Annotated in this window: 23 protein-coding genes and 1 pseudogene; 19 read left to right on the forward strand and 5 right to left on the reverse strand. The window is 67.9% G+C overall.

The genetic code is table 11. The annotated features are described in order from the left end of the window. Nucleotides 1–15 precede the first annotated feature (15 nt). Entirely contained in the window at nt 16–798 is a 783-nt protein-coding gene (locus K5L49_RS02255; protein WP_223690403.1) for an aminotransferase class IV, read from the reverse strand. A gap of 18 nt (nt 799–816) precedes the next feature. Here K5L49_RS02255 and pabB point away from each other — a divergent pair, with 18 nt between their 5' ends. The 5 genes and pseudogenes from pabB (at nt 817) to holA (ending at nt 9,257) form a co-directional block, all read left to right on the forward strand. Next, nucleotides 817–2,247, forward strand: coding sequence for an aminodeoxychorismate synthase component I (pabB, locus tag K5L49_RS02260; protein WP_223690404.1), 1,431 nt, complete (start codon nt 817–819; stop codon nt 2,245–2,247). 95 nt (nt 2,248–2,342) lie between these two features. After that, nucleotides 2,343–4,931 (forward strand): leucine--tRNA ligase, encoded by a 2,589-nt coding sequence (leuS, locus tag K5L49_RS02265; protein ID WP_223690405.1) that lies wholly within the window; start codon nt 2,343–2,345, stop codon nt 4,929–4,931. A 116-nt stretch (nt 4,932–5,047) separates the two neighbouring features. Next, a complete protein-coding gene (locus K5L49_RS02270) occupies nt 5,048–5,716 on the forward strand; it encodes a ComEA family DNA-binding protein (RefSeq protein WP_223690406.1) in 669 nt (222 codons plus the stop codon). Nucleotides 5,717–6,150: 434 nt separating this feature from the next. Continuing rightward, nucleotides 6,151–7,593, forward strand: a pseudogene (locus tag K5L49_RS02275) (ComEC/Rec2 family competence protein); the annotation flags it as partial. A 623-nt stretch (nt 7,594–8,216) separates the two neighbouring features. Further along, nucleotides 8,217–9,257: a DNA polymerase III subunit delta gene (gene holA, locus K5L49_RS02280; protein ID WP_223690407.1), complete on the forward strand. Its 1,041-nt coding sequence runs from the start codon at nt 8,217–8,219 to the stop codon at nt 9,255–9,257. 90 nt (nt 9,258–9,347) lie between these two features. On the opposite strand, the gene rpsT is transcribed toward holA, so the two are convergent. Both rpsT and K5L49_RS02290 read right to left on the reverse strand, forming a co-directional pair. Further along, complete coding sequence (rpsT, locus tag K5L49_RS02285; RefSeq protein WP_223690408.1) at nt 9,348–9,608, reverse strand: 30S ribosomal protein S20; 261 nt, start codon at nt 9,606–9,608, stop codon at nt 9,348–9,350. Between the two features lie 149 nt (nt 9,609–9,757). Then, nucleotides 9,758–10,636, reverse strand: coding sequence for an NAD-dependent epimerase/dehydratase family protein (locus K5L49_RS02290; RefSeq protein ID WP_223690409.1), 879 nt, complete (start codon nt 10,634–10,636; stop codon nt 9,758–9,760). A gap of 73 nt (nt 10,637–10,709) precedes the next feature. Between K5L49_RS02290 and K5L49_RS02295 the strand changes: the two genes are divergently transcribed. The 4 genes from K5L49_RS02295 (at nt 10,710) to hemW (ending at nt 15,745) form a co-directional block, all read left to right on the forward strand. Further along, a complete protein-coding gene (locus tag K5L49_RS02295) occupies nt 10,710–11,927 on the forward strand; it encodes an amidohydrolase (RefSeq protein ID WP_223695222.1) in 1,218 nt (405 codons plus the stop codon). An 81-nt stretch (nt 11,928–12,008) separates the two neighbouring features. Further along, nucleotides 12,009–13,859, forward strand: coding sequence for a translation elongation factor 4 (lepA, locus tag K5L49_RS02300; protein ID WP_223690410.1), 1,851 nt, complete (start codon nt 12,009–12,011; stop codon nt 13,857–13,859). A 7-nt stretch (nt 13,860–13,866) separates the two neighbouring features. Further along, nucleotides 13,867–14,514: a DUF1990 family protein gene (locus tag K5L49_RS02305; RefSeq protein ID WP_223690411.1), complete on the forward strand. Its 648-nt coding sequence runs from the start codon at nt 13,867–13,869 to the stop codon at nt 14,512–14,514. A gap of 1 nt (nt 14,515) precedes the next feature. Further along, nucleotides 14,516–15,745, forward strand: coding sequence for a radical SAM family heme chaperone HemW (gene hemW / locus K5L49_RS02310; protein ID WP_223690412.1), 1,230 nt, complete (start codon nt 14,516–14,518; stop codon nt 15,743–15,745). Here hemW and K5L49_RS02315 read toward each other — a convergent pair. Both K5L49_RS02315 and K5L49_RS02320 read right to left on the reverse strand, forming a co-directional pair. Then, entirely contained in the window at nt 15,742–16,122 is a 381-nt protein-coding gene (locus K5L49_RS02315) for a DUF4870 domain-containing protein (RefSeq protein ID WP_223690413.1), read from the reverse strand. The genes hemW and K5L49_RS02315 overlap by 4 nt on opposite strands. Nucleotides 16,123–16,269: 147 nt before the next feature. Further along, a complete protein-coding gene (locus K5L49_RS02320) occupies nt 16,270–16,860 on the reverse strand; it encodes a DUF4870 domain-containing protein (RefSeq protein ID WP_223690414.1) in 591 nt (196 codons plus the stop codon). Between the two features lie 221 nt (nt 16,861–17,081). On the opposite strand from K5L49_RS02320, the gene hrcA reads away from it, so the two are divergent. The 10 genes from hrcA (at nt 17,082) to K5L49_RS02370 (ending at nt 26,889) form a co-directional block, all read left to right on the forward strand. After that, a complete protein-coding gene (hrcA, locus tag K5L49_RS02325; RefSeq protein ID WP_223690415.1) occupies nt 17,082–18,101 on the forward strand; it encodes a heat-inducible transcriptional repressor HrcA in 1,020 nt (339 codons plus the stop codon). Between the two features lie 28 nt (nt 18,102–18,129). After that, complete coding sequence (gene dnaJ, locus K5L49_RS02330) at nt 18,130–19,239, forward strand: molecular chaperone DnaJ (RefSeq protein WP_223690416.1); 1,110 nt, start codon at nt 18,130–18,132, stop codon at nt 19,237–19,239. Nucleotides 19,240–19,246: 7 nt separating this feature from the next. Continuing rightward, nucleotides 19,247–19,975, forward strand: coding sequence for a 16S rRNA (uracil(1498)-N(3))-methyltransferase (locus K5L49_RS02335; RefSeq protein ID WP_223690417.1), 729 nt, complete (start codon nt 19,247–19,249; stop codon nt 19,973–19,975). Nucleotides 19,976–20,085: 110 nt separating this feature from the next. Further along, complete coding sequence (locus tag K5L49_RS02340; protein WP_223690418.1) at nt 20,086–20,454, forward strand: histidine triad nucleotide-binding protein; 369 nt, start codon at nt 20,086–20,088, stop codon at nt 20,452–20,454. Next, on the forward strand, nt 20,444–21,529 hold the full coding sequence (locus tag K5L49_RS02345) for a PhoH family protein (RefSeq protein WP_223690419.1): 1,086 nt from the start codon (nt 20,444–20,446) through the stop codon (nt 21,527–21,529). Before K5L49_RS02340 ends, K5L49_RS02345 begins: the two co-directional genes overlap by 11 nt. Before the next feature lie 39 nt (nt 21,530–21,568). Continuing rightward, nucleotides 21,569–22,030: an rRNA maturation RNase YbeY gene (gene ybeY / locus K5L49_RS02350; protein ID WP_223690420.1), complete on the forward strand. Its 462-nt coding sequence runs from the start codon at nt 21,569–21,571 to the stop codon at nt 22,028–22,030. A gap of 8 nt (nt 22,031–22,038) precedes the next feature. Then, a complete protein-coding gene (locus K5L49_RS02355; protein ID WP_223690421.1) occupies nt 22,039–23,337 on the forward strand; it encodes a hemolysin family protein in 1,299 nt (432 codons plus the stop codon). Further along, nucleotides 23,334–24,227 (forward strand): GTPase Era, encoded by an 894-nt coding sequence (era, locus tag K5L49_RS02360; RefSeq protein WP_223690422.1) that lies wholly within the window; start codon nt 23,334–23,336, stop codon nt 24,225–24,227. The genes K5L49_RS02355 and era overlap by 4 nt, the downstream gene beginning before the upstream one ends. 77 nt (nt 24,228–24,304) lie before the next feature. Further along, the gene (locus tag K5L49_RS02365) at nt 24,305–26,170 is read left to right on the forward strand and encodes a sensor histidine kinase (protein WP_223690423.1); all 1,866 of its coding nucleotides are present in this window, start codon (nt 24,305–24,307) and stop codon (nt 26,168–26,170) included. Next, on the forward strand, nt 26,167–26,889 hold the full coding sequence (locus K5L49_RS02370) for a response regulator (RefSeq protein ID WP_223690424.1): 723 nt from the start codon (nt 26,167–26,169) through the stop codon (nt 26,887–26,889). The genes K5L49_RS02365 and K5L49_RS02370 overlap by 4 nt, the downstream gene beginning before the upstream one ends. Nucleotides 26,890–26,904: the final 15 nt, after the last annotated feature.

Genomic DNA, 26,904 nt, shown 5'->3' on the forward strand with positions numbered 1-26,904 from the left:
GCGCGAACGATCAGATCAGAGCGGCCTCGCGAGCGCGCTCAGACGGGCGCGCCACGCAGTGGTACGGGACGCGTCCAGAGCGAGACGCGGGCCGTTCACCCAGGCCGTTACGGCGCGGATGCCGTGCAGGGCATTGACGGCCCAGACCACGCATCCCTCGAGTTCGGCGGGAGAGACCGCCTCCTCGTCGACAGGAGCGCCGAGCGCCGCAGCGACGCCTCGGACGGTGCGGGCAGCGACGCTGTCGACGCGCGGAAGAGCGAGCGGGGGAGTGAAGAGCGTATTTCCGCGCCACCAGAGGAGCGCCGTGGTGGCCCCATCGGACACTTTTCCGTCGTCCAGCAGCACCGGCTCCTGAGCGCCGACGCGCTGCGCATCCTGGCGCAGCCGGCCGAGCGCGTCGATGTCCGGCCCTTTGAGATGGCGCGCCGTTCGCGGATCGGAGCGCGCGGTGCTCAGCACCACGCTGTCACTCAGTTCCGGCGCGGAGCGGAGACGGAAGCGCAGCCGGGGCGCCTCCCGGACGGTCACGAGTTCGAAACGTGGGAACCACCGGCCCGTGCGCGGGATCGCCTCGAGGGCCGTCGCCCAGAACGCGTCGAGGCCCGCGCGATCGGCGAAGCCCTGCTCGCGGGCGGTCTGGCCGAAACGGGAATGGTGCAGCCCGACGGCGAGGACCGCGCCGTCGTCAACGAGGAATGAGTCCGCGGCCAGGAGCGCTGTCTCGGCGACCTCGCGCCCGTCCACGGCGGCGAGCCCGCCCTCCTGCCAGTCGAAAAGGGTGATGCTCGCGTCCATTCGCCTAGGCTAGTGCAGGTGGTTCGCCATCTTCGCTGGTACCCGGTCGAGACACCGGTCGATCCGGCCGACGCCTTCGTCACCCTCTTCGGCGAGGCGCAGAATGCGGTCTGGCTGGATGCCGGGCCCGGCGCGTCCGCCGGTCGCAGCTACCTGGCGGCGAGCGACACCGTTGCCACCGAGGTCGTGGCGCCGCACGGTCGGGAGGTCGTCGTGTCCTCCCCGGGCGGGACCAGGACCGCGCCTGGAACGATGGTCGACTTCCTGCGGGACGATCTCGCAGCGAAGGAGCCTGTGACGAACGGGCAGAGCGTCGTGTCGTTCGCGCTCGGGTGGGTCGGATGGCTCGGCTACGAGAGCGGGGCGGCGGCCAGCGGTGTGCCCGTCGCCGATAGTGGGGAGCCGGCGGCGGCGATGCTCTTCGTCGACCGGGCCCTCGTCTTCGACCACGAGCGCGGCACCGTGGAACTGCTGACGCTTGAGGGGGACGGCGACGCCGCTGGGTGGGTGGCCGAGACGCGACGGAGACTGGCGACCGCCTCTGGTGCCGCCTCCGGGCACGTGGAGCGGCACGCCCCAGCGGAGACAGCCGACGCCGCGACCTGGCGTCACGACGACGAGGACTATCTGGCGCTCCTCCGCTCGTGCCAGGAGTCGATCCGCGCCGGCGATGCCTATCAGCTCTGCCTGACGAATCGGGCGAGCGCCCGGGTCGACCGCGATCCGCTCGCCGTGCACCTGAGGCTGCGCGAAGCGAGTCCTGCGCACCACGGCGGCCTCGTGCGCATCAACGGCGTCTCCCTCGTCAGTTCTTCGCCCGAACAGTTCCTCTCGTTGACCGCGAACGGGCGGATCCGCACGAAACCGATCAAGGGCACGCGCCCCCGGGGAGCGACGATCGCTCGCGACGTGGAACTGCGAGCCGAGCTGGAGGCGAGCGAAAAGGAACGGGCCGAGAACGTGATGATCGTCGACCTCATGCGCAACGACCTGGGGCGCGTCTGCGAGGTCGGCTCGGTGGGCGTGCGCCACCTGCTCGCGGTCGAGAGCTACCCCCAGGTGCATCAGCTGGTCAGCACGGTGGAGGGAACCCTGCTCCCGGGGCTTGTGGCGGCGGACGCCATCGCGGCCTGCTTTCCGGCGGGGTCGATGACCGGGGCTCCCAAACTGAGTGCGATGCGCATCCTGCACGCGCTGGAGGGGGGCCCGCGCGGAATCTACGCGGGATGCTTCGGGTACCTCGGGCTGGACGGTGCGATGGACCTCGCCATGGTGATCCGGAGCGTCGTCGTGAAGCCGGGACTCGTGTCGATCGGAGCGGGCGGCGGGATCACGGCACTGTCCGTTCCGGAGGAGGAGCTGGAGGAGGTCGCGATCAAAGCGCGGGCACTGCTGGCCGCCGCGGGTCTGCAGGTTCTCGGGAACGGACAGACGGTCCGCAACGTTTAGTACTGTGGGCGTAGGAAATGTGCTCGAAACGAGCGCGGCCTCCCCCTCTTTCTCCCGGCTTTTCGTCGGGGCGAACCACTACGAATGAGAGTCACGTGGCACACGAGCACGATTCAGCGACCGCGCCAGACGAAGGCGCGCACTACGACTTCGCCGCGATTCAGGAGAAATGGCTTCCGATCTGGGATGAGCTGAAGCCGTTCGCCACCGCCGACCCGGCTGACAAGCGCCCGCGCAAGTACGTGCTCGATATGTTCCCCTACCCCTCGGGCGATCTGCACATGGGCCACGCCGAGGCGTACGCCCTCGGCGACGTGATCGCGCGTTACTGGCGTCAGCAAGGGTTCAACGTGCTCCACCCGATCGGCTGGGACTCCTTCGGCCTGCCCGCCGAGAACGCGGCGATCAAACGCGGGCTCGACCCGAACGGCTGGACCAACGACAACATCGCGCAGCAGAAGGCGAGCATGCGCCGGTATGCACCCAGCTTCGATTGGGATCGCGTGCTGCAGACGAGCGACCCCGCCTACTACCGCTGGAATCAGTGGCTTTTCCTGAAGCTCTACGAAAAGGGCTTGGCCTACCGCAAGGCGAGCCAGGTCAACTGGTGCCCGTTCGACCAGACGGTGCTGGCCAACGAGCAAGTTGTCAACGGCCGATGCGAGCGCTGCGACAACCTCGTCACGAAGAAGAAGCTGACGCAGTGGTACTTCCGCATCACCGACTACGCGGACCGTCTGCTCGACGACCTGAACCAATTGGAGGGCGCCTGGCCGTCCAAGGTCATCAGCATGCAGCGCAACTGGATCGGTCGCTCAACAGGCGCGGACGTGACCTTCACCATCACAGGGCGTGAGGAGCCGGTCACGGTGTACACCACCCGCCCGGACACGCTCTACGGTGTCACCTTCATGGTCGTCGCCCCCGACTCCGACCTGGCCGCCGAGCTGGTTCAGGATGCGCGCCCCGAGGTGAAGGAACGCTTCGACGCCTATCTGGAGACGGTTCGCGGCACCACGGAGATGGACAGGCTGAGCACCGAGCGCGAGAAGACCGGAGTCTTCTTGGAGCGCCACGCGATCAACCCGCTCACCGGCGAGGAGCTGCCGATCTGGGCGGCCGACTACGTGCTGAGCGACTACGGGCACGGTGCGATCATGGCCGTTCCCGCCCACGATCAGCGTGACCTCGACTTCGCGCGCGCCTTCGACCTGCCCGTGCGTGTCGTGGTCGACACCAACCAGCCTGTGACCGGCGCCATTCCGGTCATCCACACCGATCCGGAGACCGGTGAACCGATCCTGCCCGACGACCTGCCGCCGCAGAACCCGGTGGAGACGGGCGTGGCGCTCACCGGAGAAGGCCGCCTGATCAACTCGGGACCGTTCGACGGTCTCAGCAAGTCGAACGCCATCCGGCGGGTCACCGAGGCACTGCAGGGCGGCTCGCTCGGCGCCCCCGCGAAGAACTTCCGGTTGCGCGACTGGCTGATCTCCCGCCAGCGCTACTGGGGAACGCCCATCCCGATCATCCACTGCGAACGGTGTGGCGAGGTGCCGGTTCCGGAAGCGGAGCTGCCGGTGCTGCTTCCGCCGGCGGAAGGCCTCGACCTGCAGCCGAAGGGGACGAGCCCGCTCGGTGCCGCATCCGATTGGGTGAACGTCGATTGCCCCAGCTGTGGCGGAGCGGCGAAGCGCGACACCGACACGATGGACACCTTCGTCGACAGCTCGTGGTACTTCCTGCGCTTCCTCTCCCCGAAAGACGAGACGCAAGCGTTCGACCCCGCCGAGGCGGAGAAGTGGGCGCCCGTCGACCAGTATGTCGGCGGCGTGACCCACGCGATCCTGCACCTGCTCTACTCGCGCTTCGTCACGAAGGTGCTGTTCGATCTCGGCCATCTCAGCTTCACCGAGCCGTTCACGGCGCTGCTCAACCAGGGCATGGTGCAGATGGAGGGCTCCGCGATGAGCAAGTCGCGCGGCAACATCGTGCGCTTGTCGGAGCAGCTCGACGAGCACGGCGTCGACGCGGTGCGCCTCACCATGGCCTTCGCCGGCCCTCCGGAAGACGACATCGACTGGGCCGACGTCTCCCCGTCGGGAAGTGCGAAGTTCCTCGCCCGTGCGTGGCGGGTCGCGCACGACGTCAGCAGCGCGCCCGACGTCGTCTGGAAGAACGGCGACCCCGCGCTGCGTCGCGTCACCCACCGCTTCCTCGCTGATGCGCCCGGCCTCGTCGAGGCGTTCAAGTTCAACGTGGTGGTCGCCCGCCTGATGGAGCTTGTGAACGCGAGCCGCAAGGCGATCGACAGCGGGGCCGGCCCCGCGGATCCCGCCGTTCGCGAGGCCGCCGAGGTCACCGCGATGGCGCTCAACCTGTTCGCGCCCTATGTGGCGGAAGACATGTGGTCGATCCTCGGCTACGAGCCGTCGGTCGCCCTCGCCCAGTGGCGCAAGCCCGACCCGACACTGCTCATCGAGGAGTCGGTGACCGCGGTCGTGCAGGTGGACGGCAAGGTGCGCGACCGGTTCGAGGTGTCGCCGAAGATCTCCGCCGAAGAGCTCGAGGCGCTGGGCCGGTCGTCGGATGCGGTGAAACGCTCGGTGGGTGACCGCGAGGTCGTGAATGTGATCGTGCGTGCTCCGCGGCTGGTGAACATCGCGACGAAGCCGCGCGGCTGACGCCTGCTGGTATCGCGATTCTGCGGCGGTCCTCCACAGGGAGGGCCGCCGCCGTCTTCTCCACCGGCGCGCACGTCCGGCTGCGGCATCGGCGTCGGTCTCCCTAGCGTGAGGGCATGCGACATCGGGCAGGGGGCGAGCCGCAGGCAGACGGCCTGGCGGTGCAGACCGGCGCGGTCTCAGCCCGCGTGCGGATGGGCGTTGGAGCCGGGGTGGTCCTGCTCATCGTGGCGTTGGTGGTGACGGTCGCCGTCACGGCTTTCGCGCAGCGGGGGAGCGAGCGCGAGATCACTGGGAGCGAACCCGGTGCAACCGCGACGATCGGGGCGCCGTCGATCTCTGCCGTGACGGGGGCCGAGGTGCTTGTGCATGTGCTCGGCGCCGTGAAACGGCCGGGTCTCGTGTCGTTGTCGGCCGGGGCCCGGGTGATGGACGCCGTCGCCGCCGCCGGCGGCCTCACCGACGATGCCGACGTCAGCCGAGTCAACTTGGCGCGGCCACTCGCCGATGGTGAGCAGCTCGTGGTCCCACGCGTCGGCGAAGCGGTGGTGACCCCACCGGCTGCGGGAGCGGACGGCGGCGCACCGACGTGGGCTTCGGTGAACCTGAACACGGCCGATCAGACCCAGCTGGAGACGCTTCCGCGCATCGGACCGGCGTTGGCGCAGCGCATCCTCGACTGGCGAACGGCCAACGGCCGATTCACATCGGCGGCCGATCTGCTGAAGGTCAGCGGGATCGGGCAGAAGCTGTTCGACGGGTTGAAAGACCGGGTCACCGTGTGAACGTCGATCTGCGTCTCGTGGCACCGGCCGTTGCCGGCTGGACTGTCTGTTGGCTCGGCGTCGCTGCGCCCGAGGTGGTGTCCGTCGCTGTCGTGCCCGCCTGGGCGATCGCCGTTCTGGCGGTTCTCGCACCCATTCTGCGCTCCGGTCTCCTCTCCGCTCCTCCGTCTGGTCCCCTTCGGCCTGTCGATCAACGGGGAAAGTCCGACCCGAACGGCGGCGGCGCTGGTCGCCGCCGACGTGCGGCGGCGGCGGTCTCCCTCTCGGCCGTGGCCGGCGCGCTCATGGTGAGTCTCATTGCCGCCGACGCACCGCGGCGCGCGCCAACCCTGCTCGTCGGGGTGGCGCAGGAGCGCGGCACGGTGATCGCGGAGGTACGCACCGACAGCTCGCCGAACAGCATCAGAGCAGGCTTCGACGGCGGTGCGCGCTGGATGTGGAAGGGAACGGCGATCGCGATCTCGGCGGGCTCGAAATGGCTGCGGAGCGAGGTGCCGGTTTCGGTGATCGCGACCCTGTCGGCATCCGAGGTGCGCGCGGTCGCATTCGGTGCAGTGATCCGCGTCGAGGGCACGGTGCGCAAGACCGACTCCGGTGAAGCGACGTCGTTCATTCTCACCTCGGTCGGCCGTCCATCCGAGAGTGCTCCGCCTCCGGTGTGGTTCGGGTGGACAGGTGGGCTGCGCAGCTCGCTCTCGTCGGCTGCCGCCCGCACGCCGGGCAACGGCGGAGACCTCCTCCCGGGGCTGTCGATCGGCGATGTCACGGCCGTCAGCGCGACGCTGGACGCGGCGATGAAGTCGAGTTCGTTGAGCCACCTCACCGCCGTTTCCGGAGCGAACTGCGCCCTGGTGACCGGCATCGTCTTCTTCTGCTGCGCGTTCGTGGGCCTCGGTCGTCGCAGCCGCATCGCCCTGTCGCTGTTCGCGCTGATCGCGTTCGTCGTGCTTGTGACCCCGGGCGCGAGTGTGGTGCGCGCGGCCGTGATGGCCGCGGTCGTGCTCCTGGCGCTCGCTCGCGGGCGGCCGGCGCACGGGCTGCCGGTGCTGGCCCTCGCCGTGATCCTGCTCCTGGGCCACGATCCGTGGCTTTCGCGCGATTTCGGATTCGCGCTTTCGGTGCTCGCCACAGGCGGGCTCCTGGTCTTGGCCGCTCCGCTCGCCCGGGCGCTCGGCCGCTGGATGCCCCGGCCGCTGGCGCTGATGATCGCGGTTCCGCTCGCGGCCCAGTTGGCGTGTCAGCCAGTACTCATCCTGCTCACGCCCACCCTGCCGCTGTACGGTGTCGCGGCGAACCTCCTGGCGGAGCCTGCGGCCCCGGCAGCGACCGTTCTCGGTCTGCTCGCGTGCATCGTGCTCCCTCTCGCACCGGCGCTGGGGCAGGCACTGGTCTGGATGGCCTGGGTGCCGTCCGCGTGGATAGCGGAGGTCGCCGAGACAACGAGCAGGCTCCCGGCGGAGAGCCTGCCCTGGGTCGGGGGGCCGATCGGCCTCCTGCTCTGCGCGGGCGCGGTGCTCGCCATCGGGGTGGTCGTGCTGGCGAAGCAGGGGCGCGGGCGGGGCGTCGTGGTCGCGTTGTCCGGTCTCAGCCTGGTCGCCGGGTTCGGCGTTTACGTGGGCGGTCTCGGCGGCAACGCGCTCGGGCGGAGTCTCGGGATTCCGCAGGACTGGCAGATCGCCGCCTGCGATGTCGGCCAGGGGGATGCGCTGCTGCTCCGTGACGACGGCCACGTGGCGATGATCGACGTCGGGAGAAGGCCGGAGCCCGCCGAGGCCTGCCTCCAGCAGCTCGGGATCGCCCGGCTCGACCTGCTCATCCTCACCCACTTCGACGCCGACCATGCCGGGGGAGTGGCGGCGGTCGCCGGTAGAGCGGACACCGTCATCGTCGGGCAGGTCGGCCGCCCCTCCGACGAGCGCACGATCGACGTGCTCCGCAACGGCGGCGCGCGTATCGTGCAGGGGTTCGCCGGGCAGGCCGGAATGCTCGGTGGGCTCGCGTGGCGCATCGTCTGGCCGCAGACGCCTCCCGGGGGAGTACCGGCGATCAGCGGCAACCCGGGGAGCGTCACCGTGATGGTGGAGGGGCGGGGGATGCGCTCGCTGTTCCTCGGCGATCTCGGGGAGAGTGCGCAAGACGACCTGCTCGCGACCGGCGCGGTGACCGGTGTCGACGTGGTGAAGGTGGCGCATCACGGCTCAGCCGATCAGAGCGAAGCCCTCTACCATCGCCTCCGGGCAGAGGTCGGTCTGGTCTCGGTCGGCGCGGACAATGGGTACGGGCATCCCACGCCCCGCGCGCTCGACATCCTCGCGCGGTCCGGCACCGCCGTAGAACGCACGGACGGCCAGGGTCTCATCCTCGTAGCCCCCGGAACCGCACCCGGGCGGCTGCGGGTGTGGAGCGAGCGGCCTCCGGAGTCGCCGGTGCGCGGTGACGGTGCCGTCTCGGAAACGAATGACACCCCTCCACCGTATGCTGGAAGCGACCGAGGAGGAACGTGGCGGCACGAGTCAGCAGCAAGGCGAATGCGAGCAAGGGGCGCACCGTCGCCGCGTCGATCCCGCAGCTCGCCTGGAACCAGATCCGGCCGGCGCCGGTGGTGCTGGTGTCGGGCACGGAAGTCTTTCTCGCCGAACGCGCGATCCGTTCGCTGCGTGACCGTCTCAAGAGCGAAGACCCGAGCCTGGAGATCAGCGACCTCGCCGCCAACGACTGCGCGCCCGGAGAACTGCTGACCCTGGCGAGTCCGTCGCTCTTCGGTGAACCCCGGTTGATCCGCGTCGCGAACGTGGAGAAATGCAACGACGTCTTCCTCAACGACATGCTCGACTACCTTGCGGCACCGGCCGATGGCACCGTGGTGGTGTTGCGCCACGGCGGCGGTGTCAGGGGCAAGAAGTTGCTCGACGCCATCCGTGCCGGCGGAGGTTCCGGCATCGAGGTCGTCTGTACCGAGCTGAAACGGGATTCCGACAAGTACGACTTCGCACAAGCCGAGTTCAGGGCGGCGGGCAAGAAGATCACGGCCGGCGCACTGCGCTCGGTCACCTCGGCCTTCTCGGACGACCTGGCCGAACTGGCCGGCGCCTGCCAGCAGCTCATCTCGGATTCCGCGGCCGAGATCACGGACGCCACCGTCGACAAGTATTACGGCGGCCGGGTCGAGACGAATGCGTTCCAGGTCGCGGATGCGGCGATCGCCGGCCGGCACGGCGAAGCCCTGGTGACCCTGCGCCACGCGCTCGCTTCCGGCGCCGACCCGGTGCCCTTGGTGGCGGCGTTCGCCAGCAAGGTGCGCACGATGGCGAAGCTCTCCGGGGCGCGCGGCGGATCAGGCCAGCTTGCGCAGCAATTCGGGCTGGCCCCCTGGCAAGTGGATAGGGCGCGTCGCGATCTGCAGGGTTGGACAGACGAGGGCCTCGGCCGCTGTATCGAGATCCTCGCCGAGACCGATGCCAATGTGAAGGGCGGCGGCCGCGATCCGGTGTTCGCCCTGGAGCGGATGATCCGCATCGTCAGCTCACACGGACGCGACTGACGCGGAAACGCGAAGAGCCCCCGTCGTGACGACGGGGGCTCTTCGCGATTCGGGCGAACCCGCGGTGCTCGGCCGCTGAGCGGCAGAGACTCAGAGGCTTGCGACCTGCTTGGCGATGGCCGACTTCTTGTTGGCGGCCTGGTTCTTGTGGATGACACCCTTGCTGGCAGCCTTGTCGAGCTTCTTGGTGGCAACCTTCAGAGCCGAGGTGGCCTTGTCTTTGTCGCCCGCGACGATCGCCTCGCGCGTGGCGCGAACGGCGGTCTTGACCTCGCTCTTGACGGCCTTGTTGCGCTCCTGGGCCTTCTTGTTGGTGCCGATGCGCTTGATCTGCGACTTGATATTTGCCACGTGTGGGTACTTTCGTTCGTAAGTGAGTTTCGGATGTGCCGCTCAGCGAGAGAGGGCGCCTTGCGGCAGTCGTGCGGACGGAACCCACACGCAAGCCAACAAACAACATTACCAGGGGGCGCCTCTACCACCAAACGCGCCGCCGCGCGTCATACGGCCGGACGGTACGACCCGGATGCGATGTCGTCGAGCAGGGACGGGCCGTTCGGCTCCCACCCCAGGTCGATCCGGGCACGGGAGCCTCTCGACACCTGATCCAGCAGCAAGGCATCGGCGAACGCTGCGCCGAGGCGCTCACGCGAAGCATCCGCGAGTTCTGCTTCGACGCGTCCGTCGAGTCCGGCCGCCGTAGCCGCCGCCGCCCCGAGTTCGCGCACCGTGGGGTTGGCGCCACTGGCCCCCACATAGACGGCTCCCGCATCCCCGTGTTCGAAAGCCAGCACATACAGGGCCGCGATGTCGTCGACGTGAACCGTTGTCCAGTGCTGCGAACCGTCGCCGACGAGGCGGAGGGCGGGCGCGGTGCCGTCGCCGCGAGGCGCGTCGACGATCACCCGGGGGATGCCGGCGCCGCGCCCGTACACGACGGCCGGCACCACGATCGAGGTACGGATGCCGGAGGCGGCGAGAACGCGTTCCTCGTTCGAGCCTCGCCATGCGGTGAGCTGCGGCGGGTTGCGTGGCGAATCTTCGCTGATGTCCGGGTTCGAACCGTAGCTCCAGATGCCGCCGGTGTGCACAAACGGCTTATCGCTGCCTTCCAGGCCGCGGAAGACGGCGTCGATGAACGCCGGGTCGACATCGTGGCCCGACGCGAGGTGGATGACACCGTCGCTCTCGAGCGCGAGGCGCTCGACGAGGTCGGCGTCGGTGGCGTCCCCGATGACGACGGCGGCGCCAGACGTCGCGGCAGTGGCGGCCTTCGCCGGGTCACGCACGAGGGCGGTGACACTGTGCCCCTCCTCGATCAGCAGCGGGAGGAGGGATGATCCGATATATCCGGTCGCGCCGGTGAGGAGAATGCTCATGATCGACTTCAACGCGCGGCCGGCCGGCGCATTCCCCGGTTCGCATGTCGCGGCCGGGCGTAGGCTCGAAAACATGATCAGCACTGCATCCATCGCCATCGTCAACGGATACATCGTTCCGGTCGCCGGCCCGCCGATCGAGAACGGCACCGTCCTCATCGAGAACGGCACGATCACCGCAGTCGGAGCCGAGGTCGTGATCCCGGTCGGCGTCGGATCGGTCGACGCGGGCGGGCGGTGGGTGCTACCGGGTTTCATCGAGTCGCACGGGCACGTGGGTATCCACGAGGAGGCCAACGGTCCGGCCGGCGACGACACGAACGAGATGACGACGCCCAACACGGCCGCTGTGCGCGCCATCGACGCGGTCAACATCGACGACGAAGGCTTCCGCGACGCACTCTCCGGGGGTGTCACCTCGATCGTCGTGAAGCCGGGCTCAGGCAATCCGATCGGTGGTCAGACCGCAGCGATCAAAGCGTGGGGAGGTCGCACCATCGACGAGCAGGTCATCCGCGAGGCGGTGAGCGTGAAGTCGGCGCTCGGCGAGAACCCGAAGCGCGTGTACGGGGCCAAGAATGTGACACCGAGCACGCGCCTCGGAGTGGCCCTGATCATTCGTGAGGCGTTCGTCGAGGCGCAGAACTATCGTGCGGCGCGGGACGACGCGGCGAAAGAGGGAAAGCCGTTCGCCCGCGACCTGGGCAAGGAGACGCTGGTGCGGGTGCTCGACGGCGAGCTCGCCTGGGACCAGCACACGCATCGCCACGACGACATCGCCACGGCCATCCGGCTCGCGGATGAGTTCGGCTACCGTCTCGTGGTGAACCACGGCACCGAAGCGCACAAGATCGCCGACGTGCTCGCCGAGCGGGACATCCCGGTCATCTTCGGTCCGATGTTCACATCGCGGTCGAAAGTGGAGCTGCGCGATCGAGCGATCGCCAACCTGGCGACGCTGGCAGCCGCGGGTGTGCGGATCGCCATCACGACCGACCACCCCGTCGTCCCGATCAACTTCCTGGTGCATCAGGCGTCGCTCGCGGTGAAGGAGGGCCTGCCGCGCCAGACGGCGTTGGAAGCGCTCACTGTCAACCCGGCCTCGTTCCTGCGGCTGGACGAGCGCATCGGATCGCTCACGCCCGGCCTGGACGGCGACGTCGTGATCTGGTCGGGTGACCCACTCGATGTCAATTCGCGCGCCGAACAGGTGTTCATCGAGGGCGCCGAGGTCTACCGGTGGGAGGGTGGCCACGGCCACGTGGTCGAACGGTCCGAGCGCTTCGCCTGAGAGCTCCGGGCGGCCTTCCGACGCGGGGCACGATCGCCGGAATAGGCCGGGCGGCCCCGCTCATGGGAGAATCATCACACAATGTCTCCACGAGCTCTGAAGGCCCTCGAGCCCGCCGCGACCGATCCGGCGTTCCTCCGCAACTTCTGCATCATCGCCCACATCGACCACGGCAAGTCGACGCTGGCCGACCGAATGCTCCAGATCACCGGTGTCGTCAGCGACCGCGATATGCGCGCCCAGTATCTGGACCGGATGGACATCGAGCGCGAGCGCGGCATCACGATCAAGAGCCAGGCGGTGCGGATGCCGTGGGCCGGTGAGGCGGGAACATACGCCCTCAACATGATCGACACCCCCGGCCACGTCGACTTCACCTACGAGGTGTCCCGCTCCCTGGCCGCGTGCGAGGGCGCCATCCTCCTCGTCGATGCGGCTCAGGGGATCGAGGCTCAGACACTCGCGAACCTCTACCTGGCGCTCGAGAACGACCTCACAATCATCCCGGTGCTCAACAAGATCGATCTGCCGGCGGCCGACCCGGAGAAGTACGCGGCTGAGCTCGCCTCCCTCATCGGCGGCAAACCGGAGGATGTGCTGCGGGTCTCGGGCAAGACCGGTCATGGTGTCGACGCCCTGCTCGACCGTGTCGTCGAGCTCATCCCGGCTCCGGTCGGCGTCAAGGACGCACCCGCCCGGGCGATGATCTTCGACTCCGTCTACGACAGCTACCGCGGTGTCGTCACCTATGTGCGCATGGTGGACGGTCAACTCTCGCCGCGCGAACGCATCCAGATGATGTCGACCAGGGCCACGCACGAGATCCTCGAGATCGGGGTGAGCTCGCCCGAGCCGACTCCGAGCAAGGGGCTCGGAGTCGGTGAGGTGGGCTACCTGATCACCGGCGTGAAAGATGTGCGTCAGTCGAAGGTCGGCGACACGGTCACGACCGCGAGCAAACCGGCGACCAAAGCTCTGGCGGGCTACACCGAGCCCAAGCCGATGGTGTTCTCGGGGCTGTACCCGATCGACGGCAGCGACTACCCCGAACTGCGGGAGGCGCTCGACAAGCTGAAGCTCTCGGATGCGGCACTCGTCTACGAGCCCGAGACCTCTGTCGCGCTCGGCTTCGGTTTCCGCTGCGGGTTCCTCGGTCTGCTGCACCTGGAAATCGTCACGGAGCGGCTGGAGCGCGAGTTCGGGCTCGACCTCATCACCACCGCGCCAAGCGTGATCTACGAGGTCACCACTGAAGACAAGAAACTCATCACGGTGACCAATCCGAGCGAGTTCCCGGGCGGCAAGATCGCCAAGGTCGAGGAGCCCATGGTCAAGGCGGCCATTCTGGCCCCGAAAGACTATGTGGGCGTCATCATGGAGCTCTGCCAGAGCCGCCGCGGAACCCTGCTCGGCATGGAGTACCTCGGCGAAGACCGCGTCGAGATCCGCTACACGATGCCCCTCGGCGAGATCGTCTTCGACTTCTTCGACCAGCTCAAGAGCCGCACCGCCGGTTACGCCTCGCTCGACTACGAGCCGACCGGCCAGCAGGAGGCCGATCTGGTGAAGGTCGACATCCTGCTCCAGGGCGAGCAGGTAGACGCCTTCAGTGCGATCGTGCACCGCGACAAGGCCTACGCCTACGGGGTGCTGATGACCGGCCGTCTGCGGGAGCTGATCCCGCGTCAGCAGTTCGAGGTGCCCATCCAGGCTGCGATCGGGGCTCGCATCATTGCGCGCGAGAGCATCCGGGCCATGCGTAAGGATGTGCTCGCCAAGTGCTACGGCGGCGACATCACCCGCAAACGCAAGCTGCTCGAGAAGCAGAAAGAGGGCAAGAAGCGCATGAAGATGGTCGGCCGCGTCGAGGTTCCGCAGGAGGCCTTCATCGCGGCGCTCTCCGGCGACACGGAGAAGAAAGACAAGAAGTAGGCCCACCATGAGACGCTCCACGTTCACCGACGAGCCGGTCACTTATGGCGCTGTCGGCGGCACGCAGGCGGCGGATCTGCTGTACTACCCGCCGAAGGGTTACCGTTCGTTCGAGCGCCAGGCTCGGCTGGGCAGCGGGGACGAGCGGTTCCGCTCCGCCGTCACCGCGCTCATGACGTGGGGTGTGCAGCGCGGCAGCGGCATCCGGGTGACGGAGGCACGCGAAGGCACGGGCGTGCAGTACGAGGGCGTGATCTTCAACCCCGATGGGACCCCGGCCAAATTGCAGGAGCACCGCCAGAGTGAGGCGGTCTTCGCAGACGATGGTTCGCCGTACATCGTCAACGGGATGACCGCCGTGCTCAAGATCCCGTTCTGGCCGCTCACCGTCAGTGCGCCGATCCGTGTCGTGTATGTGGTGGACGAGCCGAACCGGGCCGGTTTCGCCTATGGAACCTTGCACGGTCATCCGGAGAGCGGCGAGGAGGCCTTCCTCGTCGAACTCCGCGACGACGGCTCGGTCTGGTTCGTGCTGCGTGCCTTCGGGCGCCCGTCGACGGCGTTCTACCGCCTGTTCTCGCCTGTGCTGCGGCTTGCGCAGCGGCGGTTCACCGCGCGGTATCTGCGTTCCCTGCTGCCCGTGCGGGCGGCCTGAGGTGCCGAGCGCGCTTCCGCTCGGGGATCCGGCGCCTGCCGACGGTCTGCTTCCGGCCTCGACTCTGGTCGGGGCCGACCAGCGTCGTCTCGGTGTCTACCTGCATGTGCCGTTCTGCCGTGTGCGGTGCGGGTATTGCGACTTCAACACCTACACCGCCACCGAACTGCGCGGCGTCTCCCAGAGCGAGTACGCGGGGCACGCGGTCGCCGAGGTCGCGTTCGCCGCCGGCGTTCTCGCCGCGAGCTCTCTTCCGGCCCGGCGCGTGTCGACCGTCTTCTTCGGCGGGGGGACGCCGACGATGCTTCCCTCCGGTGATCTCGCCGCGATGCTGGCAGCGGTCCGCGAAGCGTGGGGTCTGACCGACGATGCCGAGATCACCACGGAGGCTAATCCGGACTCCGTCGACGCACCATATCTGGAGAGTCTCGCCGCGGCCGGCTTCACCCGCGTGTCGTTCGGGATGCAATCGGCCGTTCCCCACGTGCTCGCAACGCTCGAGCGCACCCACGACCCGGAACGGGTGCCCCTTGTCGTGGAGTGGGCGCGCGCCGCAGGCCTGCAGGTGAGCCTCGACCTCATCTACGGAACGCCGGGGGAGTCCGTCGACGACTGGCGTCGATCGCTCGACGCCGCGATCGCCTGCGAGCCCGACCATCTGTCGGCGTACTCGCTTATCGTCGAGACCGGCACCAAGCTGGCCCGCCAGATCAAGTCCGGTGCCGTCGCCGAACCCGATGAAGACCTGCAGGCCGATATGTATGAGACGGCGGATTCGCGGCTCGGCGCGGCCGGCTACGACTGGTATGAGGTCAGCAACTGGGCGAAGGATGTGCACCACCGTTCCCGCCACAATCTGGCTTATTGGCAGGGACACGATTGGTGGGGTGTCGGACCAGGCGCGCACAGCCACGTCGGTGGGGTTCGCTGGTGGAACGTGAAGCATCCGGCCGCGTACGCGGGGCGCATCGTGGCGAACGAGTCGCCCGCCGCCGGGCGGGAGACCCTCGATGCGGAGACGCAACGGGTGGAGCGCGTACTGCTGCTGACACGCATCCGTGAGGGCCTGTCGACCGCTGAATTGGAGCCCGCGGGTCGGACGGCGGTGGCCGGGCTCATCGCGGACGGACTGGTAGACGCGAAAGCCGCCCTGCGCGGATCAGTCGAGCTGACCCTGCGAGGGCGGCTTCTGGCCGACACGGTGGTGCGCCGACTGCTGTCGGATGACTAGCTGAGGAACTTGATGGCGAGGGGGTAGGTGTAGAACTCACCCTGGTTCGCCCTCACCGCAGCGATGATGCTGAACACGATGTTGAGCACGGCGGCCGCGATGATGATGAAGACGCCGACCACGACGATCGACAGGATGCCGCCCACGATGTAGGCGATGAAGATCGTGATCTGGAAGTTCAGGGCCGTGGCGGTGTGGGCGCGCACGAACGGGCCCTTGTCTTTGAGCACGAGGTAGCCGATGAGCGCGGGGATCCAGTTGAACAGGATGCCGCCGATGTGAACGAGCGTTGCCCACAGTTTCTCGTCGGCGGGGCTGAGCTGCTGCGGCGAGCCGCCGTACGGCGGCTGGGGCGGCGGCGGGGGCGTTGCGGACATTGTGTTTTCTCCTAGGCTGCGCCGGAAGCGGCGGTGGACGGGTGGATATCGTCCCCAACCCTAAGGCAAACGGGCCGAAACTGAGAAGAAGCCGAGAGGATCATGTCCACTCGGCTTCGTCTCGTTACGCGAGTCGGCGTCGTCTCGTCACTTGATGAAACGGAAATTGACGGGGTAGCGGTACGTGCCGCCGCCGTTGACCCGCACGAAACCGATGATCGAGAAGACGAGGTTGACGATGTAGAGCGCCCAGGGGATCAGCGTGGCGAAGAGCCACCAGATCGGGGTGAACAGCAGGATGATCCCGAGGATGTACGAGACGACCCAGACGATCAGCCACGTGATCTGCCAGTTCAGGGCCTCCTTCGATTCCTGCCGGGTGAGGGCCCCGCGATCCTTGAAGACCAGGAAGATGATGAGCGACGGCAGGATCCACAGGATGCCGCCGAGGTGGGCGAACGACGCCCACTGCTTATCCTGGGCCTGGTCGAGCGGGGCGGCGGGCGCGGCGGCGTATTGCTGCGGGGGCACCCCCGGTTGCTGCGGGGGGACTCCGCCGTAGGGTTGCTGCGGCGGCACGCCCGGCTGCTGTGGGGGGACGCCGCCGTAAGGCTGTTGCGGCGGAACGGCTCCCGCAGGAGGCTGCGGGGGGAGCGGCTGCTGCGGGGGCTGCGGCGGCTGGGGCGGAACGCCGCTACCGGCCGCGGGATCGATCGGGGGCTGGTTCTGGTCGGTCATGATCGGTGCCTTTCGTTCGAGATCCATCGAATCGAACCGTCGGCTGGACGGGCCTGCCGATCAGTGCGTGCCACGCTGTTGTGAGATCGCACCCATAAGGTACTGCGCACGCTGTGGGCGGTGCAATCAGTCGGCGGGTGTGTCAGCGCGATATGATTAGCACTCAGGATCAGCGAGTGCTAAGCAATCGGGGGCACGCACACAGTCGGGAGGCGAGTCGGATGGTGTCTGATCGGAGCCTCGAAGTGCTGCGGGTCATCGTGCAGGACTACGTCGCATCCCGCGAGCCGGTCGGCTCCAAAAGCATCGTCGAGCGACACGCTTTCGGTGTCTCGGCCGCCACGATCCGCAACGATATGGCCGCCCTCGAAGAAGAAGAGCTCATCGCCGCGCCCCACACCTCGTCCGGGCGCGTGCCCACCGACAAGGGGTACCGGCTGTTCGTCGACCACCTGGCGGAAGTGCGCCCGCTCAGCCCGGCGCAACGCCAGGCGATCGAGGTCTTCCTCGGGCAGTCCGCGGACCTCGACGATGTGCTCGCCCGCACAGTGAGGCTGCTCTCCCAGCTGACGAACCAGGTCGCGCTCGTGCAGTACCCGTCCGTGTCGCGGTCACGCATCCGGCACATCGAATTGGTGATGCTGGCCCCGCGGAGGCTGCTCAGCGTGCTGATCACCGACTCCGGCGCAGTGGAGCAGCGGGTGATCGAGCTCGGCAGCGATCTCACCGATGAAGACGTCGCGGAGATCCGGGGCGCCATCAACGGCGCCGTCGCGGGTCTCTCGCTCAACGATGCCGCGACTCGGCTCCGAGAACTCCCCGCCGCGCTCACGGACCGCACGCGCGCATTGGTAGAACCGGTCGCGAGTGCGCTGCTCGACCAGATCGCGGCGAATCGCCAAGAGAAGCTGGTGATGGCCGGTGCCGCGAATCTCGTGCGCACCGAGCACGATTTCACCGGGAGCATCTTCCCGGTGCTGGAGGCGATCGAGCAGCAGGTCGTCCTGCTCCGGCTCTTCGGCGAGATGGCGACCGATCAGCACGGCGTTGCCGTCAGCATCGGCCGCGAGAACGCCCCTTTCGGTCTGGCCGAGACGTCGGTGCTCTCGAGCGGGTATACGGCGTCGGGCTCCGACATCGCCCGCCTGGGAGTGCTGGGCCCGCTCCGCATGGACTACTCCAACAACATGGCCGCCGTCCGTGCGGTGGCCCGCTACCTCTCCCGCCTACTGGGCGAATAGAAATCCGAACGAGAAGGAAAAGCCGTACGTGGCCGACCATTACGAAGTCCTCGGCGTTGAGCGCAACGCCACCCCCGACGAGATCAAGAAGGCTTACCGCCGTCTGGCACGGGAGCTGCACCCCGACGTGAACCCGAGCCCGGATGCGGCGGAGCGGTTCAAGCTGGTCACCCACGCCTACGACGTGCTCAGCGACCCGCGCGAACGGGAGCAATACGATCTCGGCCCGCAGCCCGGATTCGGTGGGGGCGGCGCCAACTTCGGTGGATTCGGCGACATCTTCGAGACCTTCTTCGGTGGGGGCGGCGGCGCGACCCGCGGTCCCAAGTCTCGGCGCGAGCGAGGTCAGGACGCGCTGCTGCGGGTGGAAGTCGAACTCGATGAGGTCGTGTTCGGCACCCACCGCGATTTGGAGGTCGACACGGCGATCGTCTGCGAGACGTGCAACGGCTCCTGCTGCCAGCCGGGCACCGCGCCCGTCACCTGCGACATCTGCCACGGCACCGGCAGCATCCAGCGGTCGGTCCGCTCCCTGCTCGGCAACGTCATGACCTCGAGTCCGTGCGGAACCTGCCGCGGCTACGGCACCGTGATCGCGACGCCCTGCGTCACCTGTCAGGGTCAGGGACGGGTCCGAGCCCGGCGCACGGTTCCGGTCGACATCCCCGCCGGCGTCGACACCGGTCTGCGGCTGCAGATGCCGGGCAGTGGCGAGGCGGGGCCTGCCGGCGGCCCGAACGGCGACCTCTACCTCGAGATCAAGGTGAAGCACCACGATGTGTTCAGCCGCGACGGCGACGATCTGCTCTGCACGCTCGAGGTTTCGATGACGGATGCGATCCTGGGCACCACGGCGACGGTCAAGGCGCTCGACGGCGACATCAGCCTCGACCTGAAGGCGGGGGTGCAGAGCGCTGACATCCTGACGGTGAAGGATCGTGGCATCACCCACCTGCGGGGCAGCGGTCGCGGCGATCTGCGGGTGGGCATCCAGGTCGTCACACCGACCAAGCTCGACCACAAAGAGCGCGAGCTGATCAAACAGTTCGCCGCCACGCACAAAAACGCCGAGCCCAGTCTCGCGCGGTTCCAGCAGGGGCTGTTCGCCAAGCTGCGCGACCGTTTCCTCAACGTCTGACCGTCGCATGAGCTCGCTCTACCTCCGCGAAGACCTCGAGCACGTCGAGGTGGGGGATCGTCTATCGCTCACCGGTGCAGAGGCGAAGCATGCGTCGACGGTCACACGCACCCGGGTGGGACAATCGGTGATGATCGGCAACGGTCGCGGGCTGATCGCCTCGGGCCGGGTACTGGTGGCCACACCCTCCGAACTCGCGATCGAGGTCGAGTCGGCGCAGCGGGTCGAACGGTCCGCGCCCGCGGTCACGCTCGTGCAGGCCCTTGCGAAAGGCGATCGCGACGAGTTGGCGGTGCAGGCGTCGACAGAGCTCGGCGTCGACGCGGTCGTCCCGTGGGCTGCGGCGCGCTCTGTGTCGCGTTGGGAGGGGCAGAAGATCCAGAAGGGGCGCGACCGCTGGGCCACGATCGCCCGCGAAGCGGCCAAGCAGTCGATCCGCGCCTGGGTGCCCGCTGTCGAGGAGCTCACGAACACGAGGTCACTGGCGAAACGGGCGGCCGGTGCGCGCATCCTGCTGCTGGACCCGGATGCGCCGGTGCGGTTGACGTCGCTGACCTTCGACGATCGACCGCTCGTCCTCGTCGTCGGACCGGAAGGCGGCATCGCCCCAGAAGAACTCGCCGCGCTGGTCGAGGCGGGTGCGGAACTCGTTCGCCTCGGAGACACCGTGCTCCGCACCTCCACGGCTGGTCCGGCGGCGCTGGCGGTCGTGAACGGACTCCTCGGGCGCTGGTAGGGCGCTCAGTCACCGACCTCGAGTGCGCCGAGAGCGGACAGGCGCGAACCGTGGGCGTCGGGAAGGCGTTCCCGCGCACTGCACCCAGCCTCGAACTCTAAGATGGAATCATGGAAACGGACGAGCGCTCCCTCTTCTCGCGGATCATCGATCGCGAGATCCCCGCCGATATCGTCTACGAAGACGATGAGGTGATCGCCTTCCGCGATATCGCGCCGAAGGCGCCGGTGCACCTGCTCGTCGTGCCCAAGACGGGACAGTACCGCGACGTGGCCGAGCTCGCCGCGGGCGACCCGGCTCTGCTGGCCACGGTGGTCGCGACGGCCAAACGCCTCGCGGACGAGCACGCGAACGGCGATTTCCGGCTGATCTTCAACACTGGCGCCGGTGCGGGGCAGACCGTGTTCCACGTGCACGCCCACGTTCTGAGTGCCCCCGGAGAGGGAAACAGCCTCGAGGAAGGAAACCTTGCCGACTAGCGAAACAGACCCCCAGCGCAGCGACGGGCAGTCCGAGGCACGGTTCGACGTCGACGGCGTCGCAATGGTGCGACTGCTCGGCCCGCAGGACAGGCTGCTCAAGACGCTGGAACGGCAGTATCCGCTGGTCAGCGTGCACGTGCGGGGCAACGAGATCACTCTCGCCGGCGACCCGGTGCAGCTTGATGCGGCCCGTCGCCTGATCGAGGAGCTGCTCCAGATGGTGCGGAACGGTCAAGAGATCAGCCCGGCCGAGGTCACCAGCTCGGCCCGGATGCTTAACACCGACCTCAACCTCAGCCCGGCCGACGTGCTGAGCCAGGCCATTCTGACCGCGCGTGGCAAAGCGATCCGAGCCAAGACCCTCGGTCAGAAGAACTACGTGGACGCGATCGACCAGAACACCATCGTGTTCGGTATCGGCCCCGCCGGAACGGGCAAGACCTACCTGGCGATGGCGAAGGCGGTTCAGGCCCTCCAACGCAAGGAGGTGAACCGGATCATCCTGACGCGTCCGGCCGTGGAGGCAGGGGAGCGTCTCGGCTACCTGCCCGGCACCCTGACCGACAAGATCGACCCGTACCTGCGCCCGCTCTACGACGCCCTGAACGAGATGATGGATCCCGATCTGGTGCCCAAACTCCTGGCCGCCGGCACGATCGAGGTCGCACCGCTCGCCTACATGCGCGGTCGCACGCTGAACGACTCGTTCATCGTCCTGGACGAGGCGCAGAACACCACCCCGGAACAGATGAAGATGTTCCTGACCCGGCTCGGCTTCGGTTCGCGCATGGTCGTGACCGGCGATATCACGCAGGTCGACCTTCCGAACGCGGCGAGTGGCCTGCGTCTAGTGACGCGGGTGCTCAAAGACATCGACGACATCCATTTCGCCCGGCTCACCAGCGAAGACGTCGTGCGGCACACCCTGGTCGGCCGGATCGTCGACGCATACACCGAGTACGACGCGCAGAAACAGGCTTTGCACTACGAGCGCGAGCAGGCGGCCGAGTTCGCGAACCGGGCGGAGCGGCGCTCGTCGATTCCGCGCGACCGTCAGCCGAAACGGCGCTGAGCTCGAGACGATGACGGAAGAACAGCGAAGGCAGACCCCATGAGCATCGAAGTCAACAACGAGTCGGCGATTCCGGTGGATGAGGCGGCCCTGCAGCGTCTTGCCGGTTATGCGCTCGACATCATGCATGTGCACCCGGACGCGGAGCTCGCCATCGTGCTCGTTGACGAAGCGGCAATGGAGCAACTCCACGTGCAGTGGATGGACGAGCCCGGTCCGACCGATGTGCTCAGCTTCCCGATGGATGAGCTGCGCCCGGGAACCGAAGACGACCCGGCACCGGCGGGGCTGCTCGGCGATGTCGTGCTCTGCCCGCAGGTGGCACAGGCGCAGGCCGAGACCGCGGGCCACAGCCTGATGGAAGAACTGCTGCTCCTCACGACTCACGGGATGCTGCACCTGCTCGGCTTCGACCACGCGGAGCCGGCGGAAGAGCGTGAGATGTTCGGAATCCAGCGCGACATCCTCATCGGGTTCTCGCGCTACGACCGACAGCATTAGGGGCCGGGATGCTCGCAACGCTGTTCTTCATCGTCGCGTTCCTTCTCGTGGCGTTCGGCGGGTTGATGGCCGCCGTCGACGCCGCGATCTCGGTGCAGTCGCGCTCCGACATCGCCGAACTGGCCGAGACGTCGCGGGCCCAAAGCTCACTCCGGGCCATCGCAGCCGACCCGGGGGCGCACTTCAACGCCATCAACTTCATCCGCATCACTGCCGAGACGACGGCGGCGGTGCTCGTGACGCTCGGTTTCGAGACGATCTTCGAAGAGTGGTGGGTGTCGCTGATCCTCTCCGCGCTCATCATGACCGGTGTGTCGTTCGTGCTGGTCGGTGCGAGCCCTCGGAGCGTCGGCCGGGCCAACTCGACGTATCTGCTGCGCTTGACAGCCCCACTCATCCGGTTCATCCGTGTGCTCCTCGGCCCGATCGCCAACGGGCTCGTGGCGCTGGGGAACAAGGTGACGCCATCCCGCTCCCGCTCGGCCCCGGTTGCGAGCGAGGAGCAGCTGCTGAGCATCGTCGACGAGGCCGCCGAATTCGATGTTCTGGAGGAGGACGACCGCGAGCTGATCCACTCGATCTTCGAGTTCAGCGACACGGTGGTGCGCGAGGTGATGATCCCGCGCACCGATATGGTGACGGTCGATCGCGGCGCCGGGATCGGCACCGCGATGGGCCTCTTCCTCAGCAGGGGCGTCTCTCGTATGCCGGTGATCGACGGGGACCCGGATGAGGTGGTCGGCGTGCTCTACCTGCGCGATGTGGCCAAGCTCAGCTTCGAGAGCCCGCTGGGGGCCGACGAGATGACGATGGGCGACCTCGCCCGCCCTGCCCTGTTCGTTCCGGAGTCGAAAACGGCCGACACCCTGCTGCGCCAGATGCAGCTGGAGTCCAACCACCTCGCGATGGTCGTGGACGAGTATGGCGGCATCGCCGGTCTCGTCACCATGGAGGACCTCATCGAAGAGTTGGTGGGGGAGATCTCGGACGAGTACGACCACGAGGTCGAACTGGTCCAGCAGGTCTCCGAAGGGCGGTACCGCGTCAGCGCGCGACTCCCCATCGACGAGCTCGGGGAGCTTTTCGGCCTCGAACTCGACGACGACGACGTCGACACTGTCGGCGGCCTCGTCTCCAAAGCACTCGGACGGCTCCCCGGTGTGGGGTCGACCGCATCAAGTCACGGTCTGCGGTTCACCGTCGACCGAACCGAAGGCCGGCGCAAACACGTCAGCACCGTGCTCGTCGAACGTGACGCAGCCCTGATCGCGGCGCCGGACGCGTCGCAAGAGGAGAACAAACCGTGAACGACTTTCACGCCGGATTCGTTTCGTTCGTCGGCCGCCCGAATGTCGGGAAGTCCACGCTCACCAACGCGCTCGTCGGCGAAAAGGTTGCCATTACGAGCTCGAAACCCCAGACGACCCGTCGGGCGATCCGCGGCATCGTTCACCAGAAGAACGGGCAGCTCATCCTCGTCGACACGCCGGGGATCCACCGCCCGCGCACACTGCTCGGCGAGCGGCTGAACTCACTCGTGCAGGCCACGCTCGGCGATGTCGATGTGATCGGCTTCTGCGTTCCGGCCGACGAGAAGATCGGCCCCGGCGACCGCTTCATCAATGAGCAGCTCGACGAGTATCCGCGGGCGAAGAAGGTGGCCATCGTCACGAAGATCGACGCGGTGAGCCGGCCGGCGGTGGCCGAACAGCTGCTCGCCGTCTCCGCGCTGCGGGAATGGGAGGCTATCGTGCCGATCTCGGCGACGAGCAGCATCCAGCTCGACACGCTGACGGCCGAACTGATGCGACTGCTCCCGAGCTCGCCGTCCCCGCTCTACCCGGCCGACACGGTCACCGACGAGGGACTCGAAGACCGGATCGCCGAATACATCCGGGAGGCCGTGCTGGAGGGTGTCGAAGACGAGCTGCCCCACTCGCTGGCCGTGACGATCGACGACATCATCGAACGCGACGACAAAGAGCTGGTGGAGGTGTACGCCAACCTCTTCGTCGAGCGCGACAGCCAGAAGGCGATCGTGATCGGGAAGGCGGGCAGCCGCATCCGCGAGGTGGGGGCGACCGCCCGTGTTCCGATCGAGAAGCTGCTCGGCAAGCATGTGTTCTTGTCGATCCGGGTCAAGGTCGCCAAAGATTGGCAGCGCGACCCGAAACAGCTCGGGCGTCTCGGTTTCTGATCCGGTTGCATACATCCAGGGGATGAAATCCGCCACGACGGCGCCTGAGCGGTCGTCGCGGCCCGTACCGTAGAGGCATGCTGCGCCCCACTCGACTCCTGGATCGGCTCGTACCGTTCCGGTGGGTGCTCGAGCCCGCCCTCGGACTGGTGCTGTTGGGCGTCTGGCTGCTGTCGGGGCTGGCCGTCGACATCGAGGCGGCGCTGGCCCTGGTGTTCTATTGCGCCAGCGTGGCATTGTCGCGGGTGCTGCCCGCTGTCTCGCTGTGCCTGATCTGGGCCGCAGTCGTCGTCGACGTCGGCAATTCCGGAACGCAGGAGGCGCTGTTCCGCGTCATCGCGGCCCTGGCGGTGTTCCTGACGACGTTCGGCGTTGCGGCGCACGCCGGGCCGGTGGCGCGCTGGTTCGACTTCGCCTCCGCTTTTCTGCTCGGCCCGGCGGTCGCCTATCTGTTCACTGTCGGCGGCGAGCTGAAGTTTCCGCAGTTCGGCCCGGTGATCGCGGGCTACTACACGAGCCAGGGCGTCGGCCTCCTGCTGATGAGCCTGCTTCTCATCGTCGCCTTCGTCGCCGGGTGGTTCGTGGGCTACCTCGTCGCGCGCCAGCGGGCGACGCCGACCACGGACGGCCGCTCGGTGCTGGTCTGGTTGGCGTCGTCCGGCGGAACGCGTCTCGCCGATCCGCACACAGAGAGCGCCGGACTCGTGCGCCGGCTCACCCGCCCCGAGCTCACCTTCGACATCGCCGGCGCGGCTGCGTTCGCGTTCTTCTGCATCGTCTTGGATGCGGTGAACGTGGGCGGCTTCGACGGCAGCGGGGGACCGCGCTCGGGCTTCCTCGTGATGATCGGCTTCGCGGTGGCCGTCGCGGTGCGCCGAATGTCGCCGGCTGTCGCTCTCTCACTGGCGTGGATCTCGGCGATCCTGCAGATGACCACGGGCCACAACATCCAGTTCAGCGACGTCGGCGTGCTGATCGTGCTCTACGCGACGGCCGCGTACGGCGACACGATCGTGCGCTGGTCCGGGCTGATCTCGGCCGGCATCGGCGCCGTGGTCGCCTCGCTCTACCTCACGCTGACCTCGGCGGTCAGCCAGAACTATCTCGACCTGCTGTCAAGCTCGATCGGCCAGCTCACGCTGCAATTCGCCTTCCTGTTCGTCGTGAGCGTCACCGTGCTCGGACTCTCCTGGGTGCTCGGGCTCCTGATGCGCACCTGGCGCAATGCCCGCGTGTCGCGGCGAGCGCAGGTCGCCGCCGAGTTCGATCGCGCCCGCGCCGTCGAAGACGTCGTCGTGGAGCAGGAGCGAACACGCATCGCGCGCGATATGCACGACGTCGTCGCCCACTCGCTCGCGGTGGTGATCGCACAGGCCGACGGCGCACGCTACGCCCGACACTCCGATCCGGACACCGTGGACGAAGCCCTCAAGACCATCGCGTCGACCGCGCGCTCGGCGCTCGGCGACGTGCGGGTGCTGCTCGCCGAGCTGCGGCATGCCCAGCCGGAAGGCCCCCAACCATCGCTGGACGACCTGGAGCGCACCGTCGACCAGATTCGCGCCGCAGGGCTCGACGTCACCGTCGAACGGGTCGGCGACCTCGGCTGGCTGGGCTCGGCCCAGCAGATCGCCGCATATCGCATCGTGCAGGAGGCGCTCACCAACGCCCTCCGGCATGGGGACACCGCCGCCTCCGCCTCCGTCGTGCTCGCCGAAGTGGCGAGCGAGAACGGGGGACCGGGGGTCGTCATCACCGTGAGGAACACCATGAAACCCATCAGCATCGACACGCCATCGGCCGGGACGGCATCCGCCCGTGTGGGGCACGGCCTGCCCGGGATGCGGGAGAGGGCGACGCTCGCGGGCGGTTCCCTCGCGGCCGGACCGGCCGGCGACCTGTTTGTGGTGAGCGCGTTCCTTCCGGCGGGAGCGGCGGCGTGAGCGCGGCCGAGCGAATCCGGGTACTGCTCGTCGACGATCAGGCGCTGTTCCGCGCCGGGGTGCGGATGCTGGTGACGTCGCAGCCCGATCTCGAACTCGCGGGGGAGGCCGCGAACGGTGCCGAAGGCGTCCAGCTCGCCGCCGAGACCAGCCCGGATGTGGTGCTCATGGACATCCGCATGCCGGTGATGGACGGCATCGCCGCGACCACCCAGATCGTCGAGAACGCAACGAAGGAGGGGCGCACGCCCCCGCGCATCCTCGTATTGACCACGTTCGACCTCGACGAAGCGGCCGCCAGGGCGATCCGCGGCGGCGCGAGCGGCTTCGTGCTGAAAGACGCCGAGCCCGAGTTCCTCCTCGCGGCAATCCGTACAGTGCACGCTGGAAGCGCCGTCATCGCGGCGGGGGCCACGCGCGAGCTCTTCCAGTACTTCTCGTCGAGTGAGCCGGTCAAACCGCAGCCGCCCGAGTTCGGCAACCTCACCTCGCGGGAACGCGAGATCTTCGTGCTCGCCGCGCGAGGGCTCAGCAATTCCGAGATCGCGTCGACGGAATTCCTCAGCGAGGCGACAGTGAAGACGCACATCAGCCGCATCCTGAGCAAACTGGGGCTGCGCGACCGGGTGCAGATGGTGGTCTACGCCTTCGAACACGGACTCACCGGGGCGGATGAGGAATCATCCTCCCGACGGAGATCGGATGGGTCCAACGCCTGATTCGCCTGCGGCGCC

This window comes from Leifsonia poae (assembly GCF_020009625.1).
Taxonomy (GTDB): Bacteria; Actinomycetota; Actinomycetes; order Actinomycetales; family Microbacteriaceae; genus Leifsonia; species Leifsonia poae_A.

Coding starts and splice junctions, on each gene's coding strand:
- K5L49_RS02255 (WP_223690403.1), bottom strand. CDS start 798: ATGGACGCGAGCATCACCCTTTTCGACTGGCAGGAGGGCGGGCTCGCC.
- K5L49_RS02270 (WP_223690406.1), top strand. CDS start 5,048: ATGCGACATCGGGCAGGGGGCGAGCCGCAGGCAGACGGCCTGGCGGTG.
- K5L49_RS02290 (WP_223690409.1), bottom strand. CDS start 10,636: ATGAGCATTCTCCTCACCGGCGCGACCGGATATATCGGATCATCCCTC.
- K5L49_RS02295 (WP_223695222.1), top strand. CDS start 10,710: ATGATCAGCACTGCATCCATCGCCATCGTCAACGGATACATCGTTCCG.
- lepA (WP_223690410.1), top strand. CDS start 12,009: ATGTCTCCACGAGCTCTGAAGGCCCTCGAGCCCGCCGCGACCGATCCG.
- K5L49_RS02305 (WP_223690411.1), top strand. CDS start 13,867: ATGAGACGCTCCACGTTCACCGACGAGCCGGTCACTTATGGCGCTGTC.
- K5L49_RS02315 (WP_223690413.1), bottom strand. CDS start 16,122: ATGTCCGCAACGCCCCCGCCGCCGCCCCAGCCGCCGTACGGCGGCTCG.
- K5L49_RS02320 (WP_223690414.1), bottom strand. CDS start 16,860: ATGACCGACCAGAACCAGCCCCCGATCGATCCCGCGGCCGGTAGCGGC.
- hrcA (WP_223690415.1), top strand. CDS start 17,082: ATGGTGTCTGATCGGAGCCTCGAAGTGCTGCGGGTCATCGTGCAGGAC.
- K5L49_RS02335 (WP_223690417.1), top strand. CDS start 19,247: ATGAGCTCGCTCTACCTCCGCGAAGACCTCGAGCACGTCGAGGTGGGG.
- K5L49_RS02340 (WP_223690418.1), top strand. CDS start 20,086: ATGGAAACGGACGAGCGCTCCCTCTTCTCGCGGATCATCGATCGCGAG.
- ybeY (WP_223690420.1), top strand. CDS start 21,569: ATGAGCATCGAAGTCAACAACGAGTCGGCGATTCCGGTGGATGAGGCG.
- K5L49_RS02355 (WP_223690421.1), top strand. CDS start 22,039: ATGCTCGCAACGCTGTTCTTCATCGTCGCGTTCCTTCTCGTGGCGTTC.
- K5L49_RS02365 (WP_223690423.1), top strand. CDS start 24,305: ATGCTGCGCCCCACTCGACTCCTGGATCGGCTCGTACCGTTCCGGTGG.